We start from the raw sequence: 17329 nt of genomic DNA on the forward strand, positions 1-17329 counted from the left end.
ATGCGATTACGCCACGTTGTTTACAGCCAGGATGTGACCCATGAGCACTTTGCCCTCTGTCGTGAGTCGGTTTGTCGAGTACTACGCCGCACTGGATAGCCAGCCGCCGTCCGCGCTGGCGGGGCTTTATCATTCGAATGCCACGCTTATCGATCCGTTTGGTGAGCACAACGGTATCTCTGCGCTTCAGCGCTACTTCACCCATCTGCTGGCCAACGTTGAGAACTGCCGTTTTTCTATCGATCCGCCGCTGTGCAGCGGGAACCGGTTTGTTGTCACCTGGGTGATGCACTGGTCGCATCCGCGCATAGCCGGGGGCGAACCGCTCGACCTGCCCGGATGTTCAGTGGTGCAGACGGAAAACGATCTCATCACGCACCAGCGCGACTACTACGATGCGGGAGAGATGATCTACGAACATCTTCCTCTGCTTGGCTGGGCGGTTCGCGGCGTGAAGCGGAGGGTCAAATCATGAAGACGGTGCTGATTACCGGCGCAAGCTCGGGGATTGGCGCCGGGCTGGCAAAATCCTTTTCCGCTGACGGCTACCATGTGATTGCCTGCGGGCGAGATCCGGCGCGTCTGGAAGCGCTGCATCAGACCTGTCCTAATCTCACCGTTCGCCTGTTCGATATGACGGACAGGGACGCCTGTCGCCAGGCGCTGACCGGCAGCTACGCCGACCTGATTATTCTCTGCGCCGGTACCTGCGAATACCTCGACAGTGGAGTAGTGGATGCGGCGCTGGTGGAGCGGGTGATGGCAACCAATTTCCTCGGCCCGGTGAACTGCCTTGAAGCGCTCCAGCCGCAGCTGGTGGCAGGTAATCGCGTGGTGCTGGTGAGCTCGATGGCCCACTGGCTGTCTTTCCCACGGGCAGAGGCCTACGGTGCGTCCAAAGCAGCGCTGAGCTGGTTTGCCGAGAGCCTGCGCCTGGACTGGGAGCCAAAAGGGATTGCCGTCACGGTTGTCTCTCCGGGCTTTGTCGATACGCCCCTGACGCAAAAAAACGATTTTGCCATGCCGGGCAGGGTGACCGTCGACGAGGCGGTCAAGGCGATCCGTATCGGACTGGCGGCTGGGAAAATGCATATTGCGTTTCCTGACGGGTTTGGCTTCATTTTGCGGCTGCTCTCCGGGCTGCCTGCGTTTCTTCAGCGCGCGCTGCTGCGCAGGATGGTGCGTTCATGAACATTGCGATTATCGGCAGCGGCATTGCCGGGCTGACCTGCGCCTGGCGGCTGGCCGGGCACCATCAGGTGACCCTGTTTGAAGCAGGCGCCACGCCGGGCGGCCATACCGCAACGGTTGACGTGACAACGCCACAGGGCACATACGCGATCGATACCGGGTTTATCGTCTATAACGATCGCACCTATCCGCGCTTTATGGGCCTGCTCAGCGAGCTGGGCATCAGCGGGCAAAAAACGCAGATGAGCTTTTCGGTGCACAATCCCGCTACGGGGTTTGAGTACAACGGACACACCCTGACATCGCTGTTTGCCCAGCGTCGAAACCTGGTGAATCCGGCATTCTGGCGGCTGCTGGGCGAGATCGTTCGCTTTAATCGCCTGGCGAAAGCGGCGCTGGACGGGGAGGTGGACCCGAACGCCACGCTGCAGACGTTTTTGCAGCAGCACGGCTTCACGCCGTTTTTTGCGCGACACTACATTCTGCCGATGGGAGCCGCCATCTGGTCCTCGTCGCTGCAGGAGATGACGCGTTTCCCGCTGCCGCTCTTCCTGCGTTTCTTTCACCACCACGGCCTGCTGGATATCACCCATCGTCCGCAGTGGTACGTCGTCCCGGGCGGCTCGCGGGAGTATATCCGCGCCATGCTGGATAAGCTGGGCGACCGGCTGACGCTGCACCTGAACGCGCCGGTGCAGCGTGTGAAACGCCATGCGGATGGCGTCACCCTCCAGCTCGACGACGCCAGCCATACCTTCGACCAGGTGATCTTTGCCTGCCACTCCGCCAGTGCTCTGGCGATGCTTGATGACCCGACGCCCGCCGAGCGCGAAGTGCTGGGTGACATCGGCTGGCAGCGCAACGAGGTCGTTTTACACAGCGATCCGCGCTGGCTGCCGGTGCGGCCGCGCGCCTGGGCCAGCTGGAACTACCGCCTGAGCGAGCAGGCGCAGGCCAGCGCCTGCGTCACCTACAACATGAACATCCTGCAGGGGCTGCCTGCGGGCAGTCCGCTGTTCTGCGTCACCCTGAACCCGGACGCGCCGGTGGATGAACGCTTCGTTCTACAACGCTTCGTTTATGAACATCCACTGTTTAACCCGCAAAGCTGGCGGGCGCAGGCACGGCGCGGCGAGATCAACGGCCACCGGCGGAGCTGGTTCTGCGGAGCCTACTGGTACAACGGTTTTCATGAGGACGGGGTGCGCAGCGCGCTGGACGTGGTCAATGCGATAGCGGCCGGGGAGGGGAACTGAGATGAACAGCTGCCTTTACCACGGCGTATTACGCCACCGCCGCCTGCAGCCGAAAACCCATGAATTTCGCTACAGCGTGTTTATGGCCTGGCTGGATCTCGATGAGCTGCCGCTGCTCGCGTCCGTCGGCGTGCGGCGCAATGGCTTTGCCGCCGCCTCGTTCCACGACGCGGACTACCCGCTCGGCACGCCGCTTAAAGAGAACGTGCTGAGCAGGCTGGAGAGCCTGACCGGGGAACGGCCGGACGGGCGGGTCATGCTTTTGACGCAGTTGCGGTATTTCGGGTTTCATTTTAACCCGGTCAACTTTTACTACTGCTATGACGGGAACGGTACCCTGCGCTGGGTGCTGGCGGAGGTCCGCAACACGCCGTGGAACGAGCGTCATTATTACGCGGTCGACGGGCAACATGCCCAGCCTACGGAAAAAGCGTTTCACGTTTCCCCCTTCAACCCGATGGACATGATCTACCACTGGCGCTTCAACGACCCGGATAACACGCTGCATATGCACATTGAAAATCATCAGGAAGCGAAGGTGTTCGACGCCACGCTGGCGCTGCGCCGGGAGCCTCTGACGCGCCCCGCGCTGCGTTCGCTGCTCCTGCGCATCCCGCTTATGACCCTGAAAACCGTTTTCGCCATTTACTGGCAGGCGCTGCGCCTGTGGCTCAAGCGCGTGCCGCTGTATAACCATCCCGTCAGCAGGAGTGAACGCTCATGACCGATCCCGTCTTTGCGTTAGAACCCGATATCCCGCGCAACGCGCGCCTTGCGCGCTGGCTGCTTTTTCGTCTGTTAAGCGGCATTCGCGGCGGCTCGCTCACGCTGCGTGAAGGGGCGCAGACCTTTCATTTTGGCGAGACATCCTCCGCGCTGCATGCCGACGTGCAGATCCTTACGCCCGGCGTTTACTGGCGCGTCTTAACGGGCGGGAGCCTTGCCGCGGCAGAAGCCTGGATGGACGGCGAATGGGAAACCACGCACCTCACGCCGCTACTGGAACTTCTGGCGCTCAACGGCGAGGTGCTTGGTCGTCTCGAAAACGGGTTTCGTCTGCTCGGCAGGCCGCTGGAGCGGCTACGCCACTGGACGCGGCGAAATTCCCGCGCGCAGGCACGTGAAAATATTGCCGCCCATTACGATCTGGGGAACACCTTCTATGCCCATTTTCTGGATAAGGAGCTGCTCTATTCCAGCGCCTTGTTTACGGAGGACGAGCAGGATCTCACTGCGGCTCAGCAGGCCAAAATGGCGCGGTTGTGCGACCAGCTGGCGCTAAACCCGGGTGACCACCTGTTGGAAATTGGCACCGGCTGGGGCGCGATGGCGGAATACGCGGCCCGTCATTATGGCTGTCGGGTGACCACCACCACGCTATCGCAGGAGCAATACGTCTGGGCGACCGAGCGGATCGCCCGCGCCGGGCTGCAGGATCGGGTCGAGGTGCTGCTCTGCGACTATCGCGACCTCACCGGACAGTACGACAAGCTGGTCTCGATAGAGATGATCGAAGCCGTCGGGCAGCGCTATCTGCCCACGTTCTTCCGTACCTGCCAGGCGCGGCTGCGCCCGGGAGGTCGCATGGCAATTCAGGCCATCACTATTCAGGATCAGCGCTATCGCGACTACAGCAAAAGCGTCGATTTTATCCAACGCTACATTTTTCCCGGCGGCTTCCTGCCGAGCATTACCGCGATGAACGAGCTGATGACGCGTCACACCGATTTCGTGGTACGCAATCTGTTCGACATGGGGCCCGACTACGCCCGCACGCTGGCCCACTGGCGGCAGCGCTTTGTCCATGCCTGGCAGGAGATTGAAAAGCTCGGCTTTGATGAGCGGTTTCGTCGCATGTGGCTGTACTACTTTGGCTACTGCGAAGCCGGGTTTAACGCCCGCACCATCAGCGTGGTGCAGCTGACCGCCGAGCGCGTATGAAACGATATCTTCAGGTCTTTCTGCTGGCCGTCGCGTTCGATCTTTACTGGGCGCTGGTGGTGCTCTTTCGCGAAAAGGGCCTGATTATCTGGCTCGCGCTGGCGATCCTGGCATGCCTGCTCTTGCCGTCTGTATACCGTTTTTACGCCATTGGGCTGGCCGCGGCGGGCAGTTTGCTGGATACGCTCTGGGCGCTGACGGGACTGATAGCCTTCACGGGCGACTCCCTGATGCCGCTATGGATGGTGGCACTGTGGCTGATGTTCGCCACGGTCTGGACGCAGCTGACGCGCACCACCACGTTGCCCGGCTGGCTGCTGACCCTGCTGGCGGCCGTAGGAGGCCCGGTGGCGTACCTGATTGGCGAGCGACTGGGTGCCATCACATTTCTGGAGCCGACCTTTATCGTCGTCAGCTGGATGGCACCGGGTTGGCTGGTGCTGATGCTGTTTTTCCACCTGCTGATGGGGAGACAAAAATGAGAGCTGCGATTTTGCTGCTTTGGCTGATCGCCATGCCCGCGGCCCAGGCCGCCGACTGGCTGGCGTGGCGTAAGGTGGGCGATGCCACGCTCACCTGGGGGCCGTTCACCGTCTACACCTCCCAGCTGCGTACGCCGGACGGGTGTTACGGTCGGGAGAACCAGGATCAGGCGCTGATAATTACCTATGCGCGCGACATCGATCGCGATGAGCTGGTCGAGGCGACCCGCGACCAGTGGCAGGCGCAGGGGATCCTGGCGCAGGAACCGCAAAGCGAAGCCTGGCTGCGGATGCTCCGGTCGCTGTGGCCGGATGTTCGACCGGGCTCACAGCTGGCGTTTGTCCTTGATGACCAGCAGGGGCAGTTCTGGTACCGCGATCCGGCCCTTCAGAAAACCTTTATTCCCCTGGGACCACGCCAGTCAGAAGCGTTCAGTACCCGCTTTCTGGCCATCTGGCTGGCTCCCCGTACGCAATATCCTGAGCTGCGTCAGCAGTTAATCGGAGGCCAAAAATGAAACGTTTCCTGATGATGGTGCTGGCATTGACGATGCTGCTGGCGGGCTGTAGCACGGAGGTGTCCGAGTACCGTCAGCAGCAGCCGCGGCTTGATATCTTCCACTTCTTCCAGGGCAAAACCGAAGCGTGGGGGATGGTGCAGGATCGCAGCGGCAAGCAGATCCGCCGCTTTCACGTTGAGATTGCCGGGGACGTTATCGGCGATACGCTGACGCTTAACGAACATTTTGTTTACGACGACGGTGAGAAGCAGCAGCGGGTCTGGCATATCCGGCGCCTGGGGACCGATCGCTATGAGGGCACGGCGGGGGATATCGAAGGGGTAGCGACGGGGCAGGCCGCAGGCAACGCGTTCAACTGGCATTACAGCATGAACGTGAAGGCCAACGGCAGCACCTGGCTGCTGAACTTTGACGACTGGATGTACCTGCAGGATGAGACGCACCTGTTTAATAAAACCGAGATGAAGAAACTGGGCGTCACCGTCGCCACGGTGACGCTGTTTTTCACCAAGGGATAAGGGATCCCCACTCAATTTGTAACCAGAAGCGATTCGGATTTTTTAAAAGACATGATTATTTTGCAGCGATGACCTGGTCCGGCTGTAAATCGCTGAGGCGTTTCCTGCAGGCCGGGGCGAGGCGCAGGGATGCGCCGAGAGGGCGGGCTTTACAGGGATGTTACCTCCGCCCGTCCCCGATAAGCCGGAAGGAATAAGCCGAAGGGACCGCGAAGCGGCGATTTACCGCCGGGAGCCCGGGTCGCCAGGGTGGTGGCGATTGAGCCACCCTGGCACGTTCACAGGTCATGTCGTTACAGAGTAGCAAGGAACATAAAGTGAACGGAATGACCACTACAGCCGTATGTTCCCCCTCACCCTAACCCTCTCCCCAAAGGGGCGAGGGAACTGTTTCGTGTCTACGCAGTGTCCGCAAGGTGTGATGTCATGCCCCGGCAGAACGGGTTTTACTACCCGAGTAAATAAAGACAAGCGCAATCCCCAGGCAGACTACCGCCCCCAGACGACTCGTTGAAAACGAAATGGCGGGATTACCCAGCCAGCCAAAGTGATCAATCAGCATGCTCATGGCGAGTTGGCCAAAGATCACCGCCACCGTGGCGACGGCGGTGCCGATGCGCTGCACCGCCACGACCATAATCACAATATAAGGCACGCCGAACATTGCCCCGAGGAGCTGCCATTTTGGCACGTCCAGCAGCGTGACTGCCTGCTTCGGTTCAAAGAAGAAAATGAGCAGGGCGGTCACCAGCGCGCCGACGGAAAACGTCAGAAACGCGCTTTTAAAAACGCCCACGCTGCTGCCGAGCTGTCCGTTAATGGCGGCCTGAATGCTCAGCGTCGCGCCGCCGCACACGGCCAGAAGGATCATAATCAGTGTCATACGTTACCCCTGTGCGACCAGAACCAGTGCCGCAATAATGAAACACAGTGCAATAATGCGTTTCGCGTTTACCTTCCTGTGCGGCGTACCCAGCAGACCAAAGTGATCGATGATCAGGCTTTTAAAGACCTGCCCGGCCAGAATGCCAATCATGGTCATGGCTATGCCGATAGCGGGGGTCGCCACGGTCAGGATGACCACGTACACCGGACCGAGCACGCCACCGAGCAGCTGCCAGCCGGGCTGTGCGAAAAACGACGGGCTGTTGCGCGGGCTGAAAAACAGCATCAGCAGAAACGTCAGCGCGGCGCCGACGCCAAAAATGCTGAACGTCGCCCATAAATCCCCGACCTTTCCCCCCAGCGGTCCCAGCAGTCCCGCTTCGACGGAGAGTCCCATCCCGCCGGCAATCACCAGTAAAATCAAAACAAACTGCATTTTCTTCCTCCGTTTTCAGGCGGAGAAGATTACGTGGGTTGTTCAATGAGAAAAATGCCATAATGCTGGAAACACCTTTGCGAGAAATGCATTAATGGTTGACGCCAGCAACATCAACATCCGCGCGCTGCTGATCTTTATCGACGTGTATGAAGCGCAGAACTTCTCCGTCGTGGCGCGGCGGCAGGGGATATCGGCCTCGCAGATATCGCGCGTGATCCACCAGCTTGAGGATGCGCTCGGGCAGCAGCTTTTCTATCGCAATACGCGGGCCGTCATTCCCACGGAAAGCGGTCATCTGTTTGTTCGCTACGCCCGGTCGATGGCGGAAAATCTGGAAGAGGCGCGCCGGGAGCTGGACGCTCGAGCGGTGGAACCGTCCGGTGCGATCCGCATTAACGGACCGGTGTTTTTCGGCCAGAAGCACATAGCCCCCGGACTTCCCGGCCTGTCGGAACGCTATCCTCGCCTGAGCGTAGAGCTGACGCTGACCGATGATTTTATCGACCCCCATCGGGATGCGGCGGATGTTATCTTTCGGATTGGCGTGCTGACGGACTCCTCGTTTCATGCGCGGGTGTTCGGGCAGCAGGTTTATCATCTGGCCGCGTCGCCTGACTACGTGCGTAAGCACGGTGCACCTGAAGGACCGGACGATCTGAACCGTCATCACTGTCTTGTCTATCGCGGATCGTCAGGGCCAAACCGCTGGCTCTTTCGCAGGAAGGGCGAGGCGTGGATACACTATCCCGTGACGCCATTGATGACCTCCAATAATGCGGAGGCGTTACTCGCTGCGGCGCTGGGCGGGATGGGGATTGTGCTGTTCCCGGACTGGCTGGTGAGTGAACAGCTCCAGCGCGGTGAGCTGATTCCGCTCCTGCCCGCGCTGGAGTGTGCCATCAATACGGAACAGCAGGCTATTGCGGCGATCTATCCTGATGCCCGACATCCGCCCCTGAACGTCAGGGCGGTAATTGATTATTACGTCGAGCGTTTTGGCACGCCGCCGTACTGGCAAACGTAAGGGGATTACGCGCCAAGCTCTTTGCGGATAATCTCTGCGCCAGCGCTAAGTGCTTTCAGCTTGCCGTTAGCGACCTCACGGGAGAGGGGAGCCATACCGCAGTTGGTTGACGGATACAGCTTGTCGGCGTCGACAAACTGCAGCGCTTTTCGCAGCGTATTGGCGACTTCCTCCGGCGTTTCAACCGTGTTGGTTGCCACGTCAATCGCGCCAACCATCACTTTCTTACCGCGGATCAGCTCAAGCAGATCCATCGGCACGCGGGAGTTGTGGCATTCCAGGGAGATAATGTCGATGTTAGAGGTCTGCAGCTTAGGGAAGGCCTCTTCGTACTGGCGCCATTCGGAGCCGAGCGTTTTTTTCCAGTCGGTATTGGCCTTGATGCCGTAGCCGTAGCAGATGTGTACCGCGGTCTCGCACTTCAGCCCTTCAATGGCGCGCTCCAGCGCGGCGATACCCCAGTCGTTCACCTCGTCAAAAAAGACGTTAAACGCCGGTTCATCAAACTGGATAATATCCACGCCTGCGGCCTCTAGCTCTCGCGCTTCCTGATTGAGTATTTTGGCGAATTCCCAGGCCAGCTTTTCGCGGCTTTTATAGTGCGCGTCGTAAAGGGTGTCGATCATGGTCATTGGCCCGGGCAGGGCCCATTTGATTGGTTTGTCCGTGAGCTGGCGCAGGTACTTCGCATCGTCCACGAAGACCGGTTTCTGGCGCGCAACCGCGGAGACCACGGTCGGCACGCTGGCGTCATAGCGGTTACGAATGCGCACCGTCTGGCGGTTCTCAAAATCGACGCCGCTCAGGTGTTCAATAAAGGTGGTGACGAAGTGCTGACGGGTCTGTTCCCCGTCGCTGACGATATCGATTCCCGCACGGATCTGCTCATCCAGAGACAGGCGCAGCGCATCCTGCTTGCCCGCCAGCAGTTCCTGATCCTGCAATTTCCAGGGTGACCACAGCGTTTCAGGTTGCGCAAGCCAGGTCGGCTTAGGCAGGCTGCCAGCCGTTGAAGTCGGGAGCAATGTTTTCATAATAAAAGACCTTTTTTGATGTATTAAAGCGTGTAGTTATCAGACCACTGCTCAAGAATGTGTTTGTAAGGCTTAATGAAGTACTCTTCGGTAAATCGACCCTGTTCAATCGCCAGACGGCTTCGCTCTTCCCGGTCATACACAATTTTGGTTAAGGAGTGATCCTGCTGGTTCAGATCCGGTCGGTAGCACAGTCCGGCCGCCGAGTTGGCGTTATAAATTTCCGGGCGATAGATCTTCTGGAACGTCTCCATCGTGCTGATGGTGGCGATCAGTTCGAGATCGGTGTAGTCGCTCAGCAAATCCCCGGTAAAGAAGAACGCGAAAGGCGCCACGCTGTGTTCCGGCATGAAGTAGCGCACGCTCAGGCCCATCTTCGCGAAGTACTGCTCCGTGAGCGATTCGCCATCCGGCTGATACTCAACGCCCAGCACGGGGTGCTGATTACCGGTGCGGCGATAGGTATCTTTGCTGGAGACGCTCAGGCAAATCACCGGTCCTTTTGTGAAGTTCTCTTTGTATTCCGGTGAGTTCACAAAGTGGCGGAAAATATTGCCGTGCAGCTCGCCAAACTTTTCCGGAATGCTGAAGTGCTGCTGGTTCTTGTTATGCTCCAGCAGCAGGACGCTGAAATCATAATCCCGCACGTAAGATGAGAAGTTATTCCCGACGATGCCAGGGATACGCTGGTTGTTTTTCTTGTCGACAATATATGTTTGCAATATCTCAATGGCCGGGAACGGTTTTTCCGCGCCAATGTTCAAATCGACAGAGATAATTTCAAGCTCAACCGCGTAGCGATCGGCATTTGGGTTATCCCAGCGCGCTAAGGCGTTGAAGCGGTTGTTGATCATCACCAGGGTATTGCGCAGGTTCTCCTGACGTTTTTCCCCGCGGGCCAGGTTGGCAAAGTTAGTGGTCGTACGCGTATTTTCTGACGGGTTGTAATTCTCATCGAAGCAACTGCGCTTAAGGTTATATGTGAAAGCTTTGCTCATTGTGGTTATGCATCCTAAGTTCATGTTGCTAAGAAGTTACCAATGCATAATTTATGCCTGAGCCCGCGGCGCAGGGGAAGTGACTTAATTTCAATGCAACATGAGCGAAGTTCATGAAGTGTTATGCGCGAGGTGTCGCTGCGCTTACCCGGCCTACGATTCTGCTAATGTCGCACTCTTTCCTCAATTCCCGCTATAATCCCCAAAATTTCCAACCGGTTTAGAAACAATCATGACAAAACTCACCTTACAAGAGCAGATGCTGAAAGCGGGCCTCGTCAGCAGCAAGAAAGCGGCGAAAGTGCAGCGTACGGCAAAGAAATCACGCGTTCAGGCGCGTGAGGCCCGTGAAGCGGTCGAAGAGAACAAGAAGGCGCAGATCGAGCGTGACAAGCTGCTGAGCGAGCAGCAGAAGCAGGCCGTGCTGGCGAAAGAGTTTAAGGCGCAGGTGAAGCAGCTAATTGAGATGAACCGCATCACCGTGGCAAAAGGCAACATCACCTTTAACTTTACCGACGGTACGCTGATTAAAAAGATTGAAGTCGATAAGCAAACGCAGACCCAGCTGATCAATGGCCGTCTGGCGATTGCCCGCCTGGTGCTCAATGCTAACGGTGACTGCGACTACGCGATCATTCCGGCAGTGGTGGCCGATAAAATTGCCCAGCGCGATGCCGACAGCATCGTGTTAAACAGCGCGCTCAGCCAGGAAGAGCAGGACGAAGACGATCCGTACGCGGACTTCAAAATCCCTGACGATTTGATGTGGTAAACCGCATTCAGAACGGGGCGGCGTGACGGGCGTTAACCGGCTCGCCGTTCACGGGATGAATAAAATTCAGCTCGCTGGCATGCAGCATCAGCCGGGGCGTTTCTTCAGCGCCCGGCACGTCAAGACCGCCATACAGATCGCAGCCCAGAATAGGGTGCCCCAGCTGCTGGCAGTGAATACGCAACTGATGGGTTCGCCCGGTCTCCGGGATCAGTTTCACCCGCGTTAACGGCAGCCCCGTCCCCTGATAAAACCGTTCCACCACCCGATAGCGGGAGCGGGCGGGTTTCCCGGTGATGGCGCAGATCGACATCAGCGGGAACAGCGCCGGGTCTTTGGCAATCGGCGCATTGATTACACCTTCGTCATTTTCCACATGTCCGCAAAGCAGGGCGCTGTAGGCTTTCTCCACGCTGCGCTGGCTGAACTGCTGGCACAGCGCCGCGTTGATGGCTTTATTGCGCGCAACCACCATCAGCCCGGACGTGCCAAAATCCAGACGGTGCACCAGCGTGCAGCCGGGGAACGTCTGAACCAGACGATAATGGACGGAATCAAGGTTTTGCGGATTTTTGCCCGAGAGGCTGAGCAGGCCGGAAGGCTTATCGATCAGCAGCAGATGCTCGTCCTGCCAGAGAATTTCGATCTCATCGAGACAAGGTGGGGCAATAAAGTTATCGACGATTACAGACATCAGGCCGCCCGGCTGGAGAGTGGGAGCGGATGATAACGAAATGCGGGGGAAAAGAAAAACCCTCCCACCGGGCGGTGAGAGGGTGAAGTCTTACGCTGCAACCAGGCTGTCGATTGCGGCTTTCGCGTCGGTTTGCGCTTTGGTCGCCACTTCCGGACCGTAAGCGATACCTTCCGCGAACACGAAGTTCACGTCAGTGATGCCGATGAAGCCGAGGAACAGGCTCAGGTACGGCGCAACCAGGTCGGTTGGGGTATCTTTATGGATGCCGCCACGGCTGGTCAGTACGATCGCACGTTTACCTTTCACCAGACCTTCCGGGCCGTTCTCGGTGTAACGGAAGGTTACGCCAGCGCGTGCTACCAGGTCGAAGTAGTTCTTCAGCTGGGTTGGAATGTTGAAGTTGTACATTGGGGCGTTGATGACGATAACGTCGTGCGCCTGCAGCTCAGCAATCAGTTCGTCGGACAGGGCCAGCGCTTCCTGCTGACGCGGAGACAGCGGTGCATCGCTTGGGCGCAGCGCGCCAACCAGTTCACCGTCCAGCACAGGAATTGGGTTTGCAGCCAGGTCACGCACGGTGATTTCGTCAGCAGAATGCTGTTCACGCCACTGTTCAACGAAGTAATCAGACAGCTGACCAGACTGAGAGTACCCTGCCAGAATGCTGGATTTCAAAACTAATACTTTGCTCATGGGTGATTCCTGTTGTTGCATTTGATTGAAGGGGGTTGCCCCGTTGCTTGTTGACACTCTATTCACAATCCTGCCACAGAGATAGCGCAATATATCGAAGCCTATGTTCGAATTTTTTGAATAAGGCGCGAAAGGCACCGATGTGGTACTCTATAGCAATCATTAAAAAGAGAGTTTATCAGGGCGTGTACTGCCCTTTAACGCTATGACAGAACAACAAAAATTCACCTTCCCGATCCTCCTGCAACAGCTTGATTCTCTGACGCTGCGCGATAAACAGCGCTTTGCCCGCCGCCTGCACGGTGTGAAGAAGGTTAAAAATCCTGATGCACAACAGGCCATTTACCAGGAGATGGCGAAAGAGATTGAACAGGCGGCAGGGAAAGTTGTGCTGCGTGAAGCCGCACGTCCGGCGATTACCTACCCGGAAAACCTGCCCGTCAGCCAGAAGAAACAGGACATTCTCGAGGCCGTACGCGACCACCAGGTGGTGATTGTCGCGGGGGAAACCGGTTCGGGGAAAACCACCCAGCTGCCGAAAATCTGTATGGAGCTGGGCCGCGGGATCAAAGGCCTGATTGGCCACACCCAGCCGCGTCGTCTGGCGGCGCGCACCGTTGCCAACCGTATTGCCGAAGAGCTGCAGACGGAGCCGGGCGGCTGCATCGGCTACAAGGTGCGATTCAGCGACCACGTTAGCGATAACACTATGGTCAAGCTGATGACCGACGGTATTCTGCTGGCGGAAATCCAGCAGGATCGCCTGCTGATGCAGTACGACACCATCATCATTGACGAAGCGCACGAGCGCAGCCTGAACATCGACTTCCTGCTCGGCTACCTGAAAGAGCTTCTGCCGCGTCGCCCGGATCTGAAAGTTATCATCACCTCCGCGACCATCGACCCGGAGCGCTTCTCGAAGCACTTCAACAATGCGCCGATTATCGAAGTCTCTGGTCGTACCTATCCGGTCGAGGTGCGCTATCGCCCGATTGTTGAAGAGGCGGATGATACCGAGCGCGACCAGCTGCAGGCCATTTTTGATGCCGTTGACGAGCTGGGTAACGAAAGCGCGGGCGACATTCTGATCTTCATGAGCGGCGAACGCGAAATCCGCGATACCGCCGATGCGCTCAGCAAGCGCGACCTGCGCCACACCGAGATCCTGCCGCTGTATGCCCGCCTGTCCAACAGCGAACAGAACCGCGTCTTCCAGCCGCACAGCGGACGCCGCATCGTCCTGGCGACCAACGTGGCGGAAACCTCGCTGACCGTGCCGGGCATTAAATACGTGATCGATCCGGGTACGGCGCGCATCAGCCGCTACAGCTACCGCACCAAGGTCCAGCGGCTGCCGATTGAGCCCGTTTCGCAGGCGTCTGCTAACCAGCGTAAGGGCCGCTGCGGGCGCGTGTCGGAAGGGATCTGTATTCGTCTCTATTCCGAAGACGATTTCCTGTCGCGTCCGGAATTCACCGACCCGGAAATTCTGCGCACCAATCTGGCGTCCGTTATTCTGCAGATGACCGCCCTGGGGCTGGGCGACATCGCGGCGTTCCCGTTCGTCGAAGCGCCGGACAAACGCAACATTCAGGACGGCGTACGTCTGCTGGAAGAGCTCGGGGCGATCACCACCGACGAGCAGGCGACGGTCTACAAGCTGACGCCGCTGGGCCGCCAGCTTAGCCAGCTGCCGGTCGACCCGCGCCTGGCCCGTATGGTGCTGGAAGCGCAAAAGCACGGCTGCGTGCGCGAGGCGATGATTATTACCTCGGCGCTCTCCATTCAGGACCCGCGCGAGCGTCCGATGGACAAACAGCAGGCGTCGGACGAAAAGCACCGTCGCTTCCACGACAAAGAGTCCGATTTCCTCGCCTTCGTGAACCTGTGGAACTATCTCGGCGAGCAGCAGAAGGCGCTCTCCTCGAACCAGTTCCGCCGCCAGTGCCGGGTGGATTTCCTCAACTACCTGCGCGTGCGCGAGTGGCAGGACATCTACACCCAGCTGCGCCAGGTGGTGAAAGAGCTGGGCATTCCGGTTAACAGCGAACCGGCGGAGTACCGCGAAATCCATATCGCGCTGCTGACCGGCCTGCTGTCCCACATTGGGATGAAGGACGCCGAAAAGCAGGAGTATACCGGCGCGCGTAACGCCCGTTTCTCCATCTTCCCCGGTTCCGGCTTGTTCAGGAAGCCGCCGAAATGGACCATGGTTGCGGAGCTGGTGGAAACCAGCCGCCTGTGGGGACGCATTGCCGCACGTATCGATCCGGAATGGGTGGAGCCGGTGGCTCAGCACCTGCTGAAACGCTCGTACAGTGAACCGCACTGGGAGCGCGCGCAGGGCGCGGTGATGGCGACCGAGAAAGTGACCGTTTACGGCCTGCCGGTGGTCGCCGCGCGTAAGGTCAACTACAGCCAGATTGACCCTGCGCTCAGTCGCGAGCTGTTTATCCGCCACGCGCTGGTGGAGGGCGACTGGCAGACGCGCCACGCGTTCTTCCGTGAAAACCTGAAGCTGCGCGCCGAAGTGGAGGAGCTGGAGCACAAGTCCCGCCGCCGCGATATTCTGGTGGATGACGAAGCGCTGTTCGAGTTTTACGACCAGCGCATCAGTCACGATGTGATTTCCGCCCGCCACTTCGACAGCTGGTGGAAGAAGGCCAGCAAAGAGACGCCGGACCTGCTCAACTTTGAAAAGAGCATGCTGATTAAAGAGGGGGCGGAGTCGGTCAGCAAGCTCGACTACCCGAACTTCTGGCATCAGGGCAACCTCAAGCTGCGTCTGACCTATCAGTTTGAGCCGGGGGCAGACGCGGACGGCGTGACCGTCCACATTCCGCTGCCGCTGTTAAACCAGGTGGACGAGAGCGGGTTCGAGTGGCAAATCCCCGGCCTGCGCCGCGAGCTGGTGATTGCGCTGATCAAATCCCTGCCGAAACCGGTGCGCCGCAACTTTGTGCCTGCGCCAAACTACGCGGAAGCGTTTTTGGGCCGCGTCACACCGCTGGAGCTGCCGCTGCTGGACGCGCTGGAGCGTGAGTTCCGCCGCATGACCGGAACGACCATCGACCGCGACGACTGGAACTGGGATCAGGTGCCCGATCACCTGAAAATCAGCTTCCGCGTGGTGGACGATAAAAATAAAAAGCTGCTGGAAGGGCGTTCCCTGAGCGAGCTGAAAGAGGCGCTGAAAGGCAAAGTCCAGGAGACGCTGTCTGCGGTGGCCGACGACGGCATCGAGCAGAGCGGGCTGCACATCTGGAGCTTTGGCCAACTTCCGGAAAGCTACGAGCAGAAGCGCGGTAACTATAAGGTGAAAGCCTGGCCTGCGCTGGTGGACGAGCGCGACAGCGTGGCGATCAAACTGTTTGATAACCCGCAGGAACAGCAGCAGATGATGTGGCGCGGGCTGCGTCGCCTGCTGTTGCTCAACATCCCGTCGCCGATCAAGTATCTGCACGAGAAGCTGCCGAACAAGGCCAAGCTGGGGCTCTACTTTAACCCGTACGGCAAAGTGCTGGATCTGATTGACGACTGCATCTCCTGCGGCGTGGACAAACTGATCCACGAGGCGGGCGGCCCGGTCTGGACGGAAGAGGGCTTTGCTCAGCTTCACGAGAAGGTGCGTGCGGAGCTGAACGACACCGTGGTGGAGATTGCCAAACAGGTCGAGCAGATCCTCACCGCCGTGTTCAACATCAACAAGCGCCTGAAGGGGCGCGTGGATATGACCATGGCGCTGGGGCTGTCGGACGTGAAGGCGCAGATGGCGGGACTGGTCTATCGCGGCTTTGTCACCGGCAACGGCTTTAACCGTCTTGGTGATACGCTGCGCTATCTGCAGGCGATTGAAAAACGTCTGGAGAAAATGGCGGTCGATCCGCACCGCGATCGCGCGCAGATGTTGAAAGTGGAGAGCGTGCAGCAGGCGTGGCAGCAGTGGCTCAACAAGCTGCCGCCAGCGCGTCGCGACGATGAAGACGTGCAGGCGATCCGCTGGATGATCGAGGAGCTGCGCGTCAGCTTCTTTGCCCAGCAGCTCGGTACGCCGTATCCGATTTCGGATAAACGTATCCTGCAGGCGATGGAGCAGATTTCCGGTTAAAACCCGGTTTTCTCCCTCTCCCTGTGGGAGAGGGCCGGGGTGAGGGCATCAGCCCGCACATTTTTTCACCCGTTCACCATTGCCAGCGTAAACCCATCCCATCCCTTAACCCCCACCGTTTGCAGCGCGGTGGCGGTTAAGCGCGGATTATCTCCAGTCATCTCAATAAACCGACGCACGCCCAGCACGCGCGCGTCGTCGCTTTGCCCGTTAATGACCTCGCCGTCGCGCACCACGTTATCGCCAATGATTACCGTGCCGGGACGGGAATAGTGCAGCGCCCACTCCAGATAGCCGGGATTGTTTGGCTTATCGGCATCGATAAAGATCAGGTCGAACGGTGGAACGTCACCGAAATTCTCCAGCGAGCTAAGGGCCGGACCTTCAATTAATTCAATACGTTCGTTTAGCCCCGCGAGATGAATATTCTGGCGCGCAACGCTGGCATGCACGGGATCGGCCTCAAGCGTAATCAGCTTTCCGTCCGGCGGCAGGGCGCGCGCCATCCAGATAGCGCTATAGGCACCCAGCGTCCCAATCTCAAGAATGCGCCTTGCCTGCGTCATGCGCACGAACAACGCCAGCAGCTGCCCCTGATTGGCCGCGACATCGTGTTCAGGTAACCCGGCGCGTTTGTTGTTTTCCAGTACCTGATGAAGTACGTCATCGTCAGGAATAAGCGAAGAAATCATGTAATTATCTACTGCAGACCATTGTTGTTGCATAGATTGACTCCTTGGGAGGGATTGCCGGGTGGCGGCTGCGCCTTA

Annotated in this window: 18 protein-coding genes; 11 read left to right on the forward strand and 7 right to left on the reverse strand. The window is 58.6% G+C overall.

The window, feature by feature from the left end:
• The first annotated feature begins 40 nt into the window (after nucleotides 1-40).
• Genes AC0TNG_RS17485 through AC0TNG_RS17520 form a run of 8 tightly spaced genes read left to right on the forward strand, consistent with a single transcriptional unit; the run spans nucleotide 41 to nucleotide 5909 of the window.
• Nucleotides 41-475, forward strand: coding sequence for a nuclear transport factor 2 family protein (locus AC0TNG_RS17485; protein WP_473712835.1), 435 nt, complete (start codon nucleotides 41-43; stop codon nucleotides 473-475).
• The gene (locus AC0TNG_RS17490) at nucleotides 472-1191 is read left to right on the forward strand and encodes an SDR family NAD(P)-dependent oxidoreductase (protein ID WP_473712836.1); all 720 of its coding nucleotides are present in this window, start codon (nucleotides 472-474) and stop codon (nucleotides 1189-1191) included. Before AC0TNG_RS17485 ends, AC0TNG_RS17490 begins: the two co-directional genes overlap by 4 nt.
• Complete coding sequence (locus AC0TNG_RS17495; protein WP_024908364.1) at nucleotides 1188-2447, forward strand: NAD(P)/FAD-dependent oxidoreductase; 1260 nt, start codon at nucleotides 1188-1190, stop codon at nucleotides 2445-2447. Before AC0TNG_RS17490 ends, AC0TNG_RS17495 begins: the two co-directional genes overlap by 4 nt.
• A gap of 1 nt (nucleotide 2448) precedes the next feature.
• Nucleotides 2449-3171 (forward strand): DUF1365 domain-containing protein, encoded by a 723-nt coding sequence (locus AC0TNG_RS17500; protein WP_473712837.1) that lies wholly within the window; start codon nucleotides 2449-2451, stop codon nucleotides 3169-3171.
• A complete protein-coding gene (locus AC0TNG_RS17505) occupies nucleotides 3168-4388 on the forward strand; it encodes a class I SAM-dependent methyltransferase (protein ID WP_473712838.1) in 1221 nt (406 codons plus the stop codon). Before AC0TNG_RS17500 ends, AC0TNG_RS17505 begins: the two co-directional genes overlap by 4 nt.
• Nucleotides 4385-4870, forward strand: a complete 486-nt coding sequence (locus tag AC0TNG_RS17510; protein ID WP_473712840.1) for a DUF2878 domain-containing protein — start codon at nucleotides 4385-4387, stop codon at nucleotides 4868-4870. The genes AC0TNG_RS17505 and AC0TNG_RS17510 overlap by 4 nt, the downstream gene beginning before the upstream one ends.
• Complete coding sequence (locus tag AC0TNG_RS17515; RefSeq protein WP_473712841.1) at nucleotides 4867-5388, forward strand: hypothetical protein; 522 nt, start codon at nucleotides 4867-4869, stop codon at nucleotides 5386-5388. Before AC0TNG_RS17510 ends, AC0TNG_RS17515 begins: the two co-directional genes overlap by 4 nt.
• Nucleotides 5385-5909 carry a DUF3833 domain-containing protein gene (locus tag AC0TNG_RS17520; protein WP_473712842.1) on the forward strand — a complete coding sequence of 175 codons (525 nt, stop codon included), beginning with the start codon at nucleotides 5385-5387 and terminating at the stop codon, nucleotides 5907-5909. Before AC0TNG_RS17515 ends, AC0TNG_RS17520 begins: the two co-directional genes overlap by 4 nt.
• Nucleotides 5910-6333: 424 nt before the next feature.
• Here AC0TNG_RS17520 and AC0TNG_RS17525 read toward each other — a convergent pair whose 3' ends face one another.
• Together AC0TNG_RS17525 and AC0TNG_RS17530 are read right to left on the reverse strand one after the other, a co-directional pair.
• Entirely contained in the window at nucleotides 6334-6792 is a 459-nt protein-coding gene (locus tag AC0TNG_RS17525) for a DMT family transporter (RefSeq protein WP_032647057.1), read from the reverse strand.
• Between the two features lie 3 nt (nucleotides 6793-6795).
• Nucleotides 6796-7230, reverse strand: a complete 435-nt coding sequence (locus tag AC0TNG_RS17530) for a DMT family transporter (RefSeq protein WP_473712843.1) — start codon at nucleotides 7228-7230, stop codon at nucleotides 6796-6798.
• Nucleotides 7231-7324: 94 nt separating this feature from the next.
• On the opposite strand from AC0TNG_RS17530, the gene AC0TNG_RS17535 reads away from it, so the two are divergent.
• Nucleotides 7325-8257: a LysR family transcriptional regulator gene (locus AC0TNG_RS17535; protein ID WP_417927343.1), complete on the forward strand. Its 933-nt coding sequence runs from the start codon at nucleotides 7325-7327 to the stop codon at nucleotides 8255-8257.
• 5 nt (nucleotides 8258-8262) lie between these two features.
• Here AC0TNG_RS17535 and AC0TNG_RS17540 read toward each other — a convergent pair whose 3' ends face one another.
• A complete protein-coding gene (locus AC0TNG_RS17540; protein WP_024908373.1) occupies nucleotides 8263-9291 on the reverse strand; it encodes a methionine synthase in 1029 nt (342 codons plus the stop codon).
• Between the two features lie 23 nt (nucleotides 9292-9314).
• Nucleotides 9315-10289, reverse strand: a complete 975-nt coding sequence (locus AC0TNG_RS17545; RefSeq protein WP_473712844.1) for a DUF1852 domain-containing protein — start codon at nucleotides 10287-10289, stop codon at nucleotides 9315-9317.
• Between the two features lie 232 nt (nucleotides 10290-10521).
• Between AC0TNG_RS17545 and AC0TNG_RS17550 the strand changes: the two genes are divergently transcribed.
• A complete protein-coding gene (locus AC0TNG_RS17550) occupies nucleotides 10522-11061 on the forward strand; it encodes a DUF2058 domain-containing protein (RefSeq protein ID WP_008502315.1) in 540 nt (179 codons plus the stop codon).
• A gap of 7 nt (nucleotides 11062-11068) precedes the next feature.
• On the opposite strand, the gene AC0TNG_RS17555 is transcribed toward AC0TNG_RS17550, so the two are convergent.
• Nucleotides 11069-11755, reverse strand: coding sequence for an RluA family pseudouridine synthase (locus AC0TNG_RS17555; RefSeq protein WP_024908375.1), 687 nt, complete (start codon nucleotides 11753-11755; stop codon nucleotides 11069-11071).
• A 90-nt stretch (nucleotides 11756-11845) separates the two neighbouring features.
• On the reverse strand, nucleotides 11846-12451 hold the full coding sequence (gene azoR / locus AC0TNG_RS17560; protein ID WP_008502313.1) for an FMN-dependent NADH-azoreductase: 606 nt from the start codon (nucleotides 12449-12451) through the stop codon (nucleotides 11846-11848).
• A 205-nt stretch (nucleotides 12452-12656) separates the two neighbouring features.
• Here azoR and hrpA point away from each other — a divergent pair, with 205 nt between their 5' ends.
• Complete coding sequence (gene hrpA / locus AC0TNG_RS17565) at nucleotides 12657-16559, forward strand: ATP-dependent RNA helicase HrpA (protein WP_473712845.1); 3903 nt, start codon at nucleotides 12657-12659, stop codon at nucleotides 16557-16559.
• A gap of 65 nt (nucleotides 16560-16624) precedes the next feature.
• Here the strand turns inward: hrpA and AC0TNG_RS17570 are convergent, their stop codons facing one another.
• The gene (locus tag AC0TNG_RS17570; RefSeq protein WP_473712846.1) at nucleotides 16625-17284 is read right to left on the reverse strand and encodes an O-methyltransferase; all 660 of its coding nucleotides are present in this window, start codon (nucleotides 17282-17284) and stop codon (nucleotides 16625-16627) included.
• Nucleotides 17285-17329 lie beyond the last annotated feature (45 nt).

The organism is Enterobacter sp. PL_is514 (assembly GCF_055816715.1).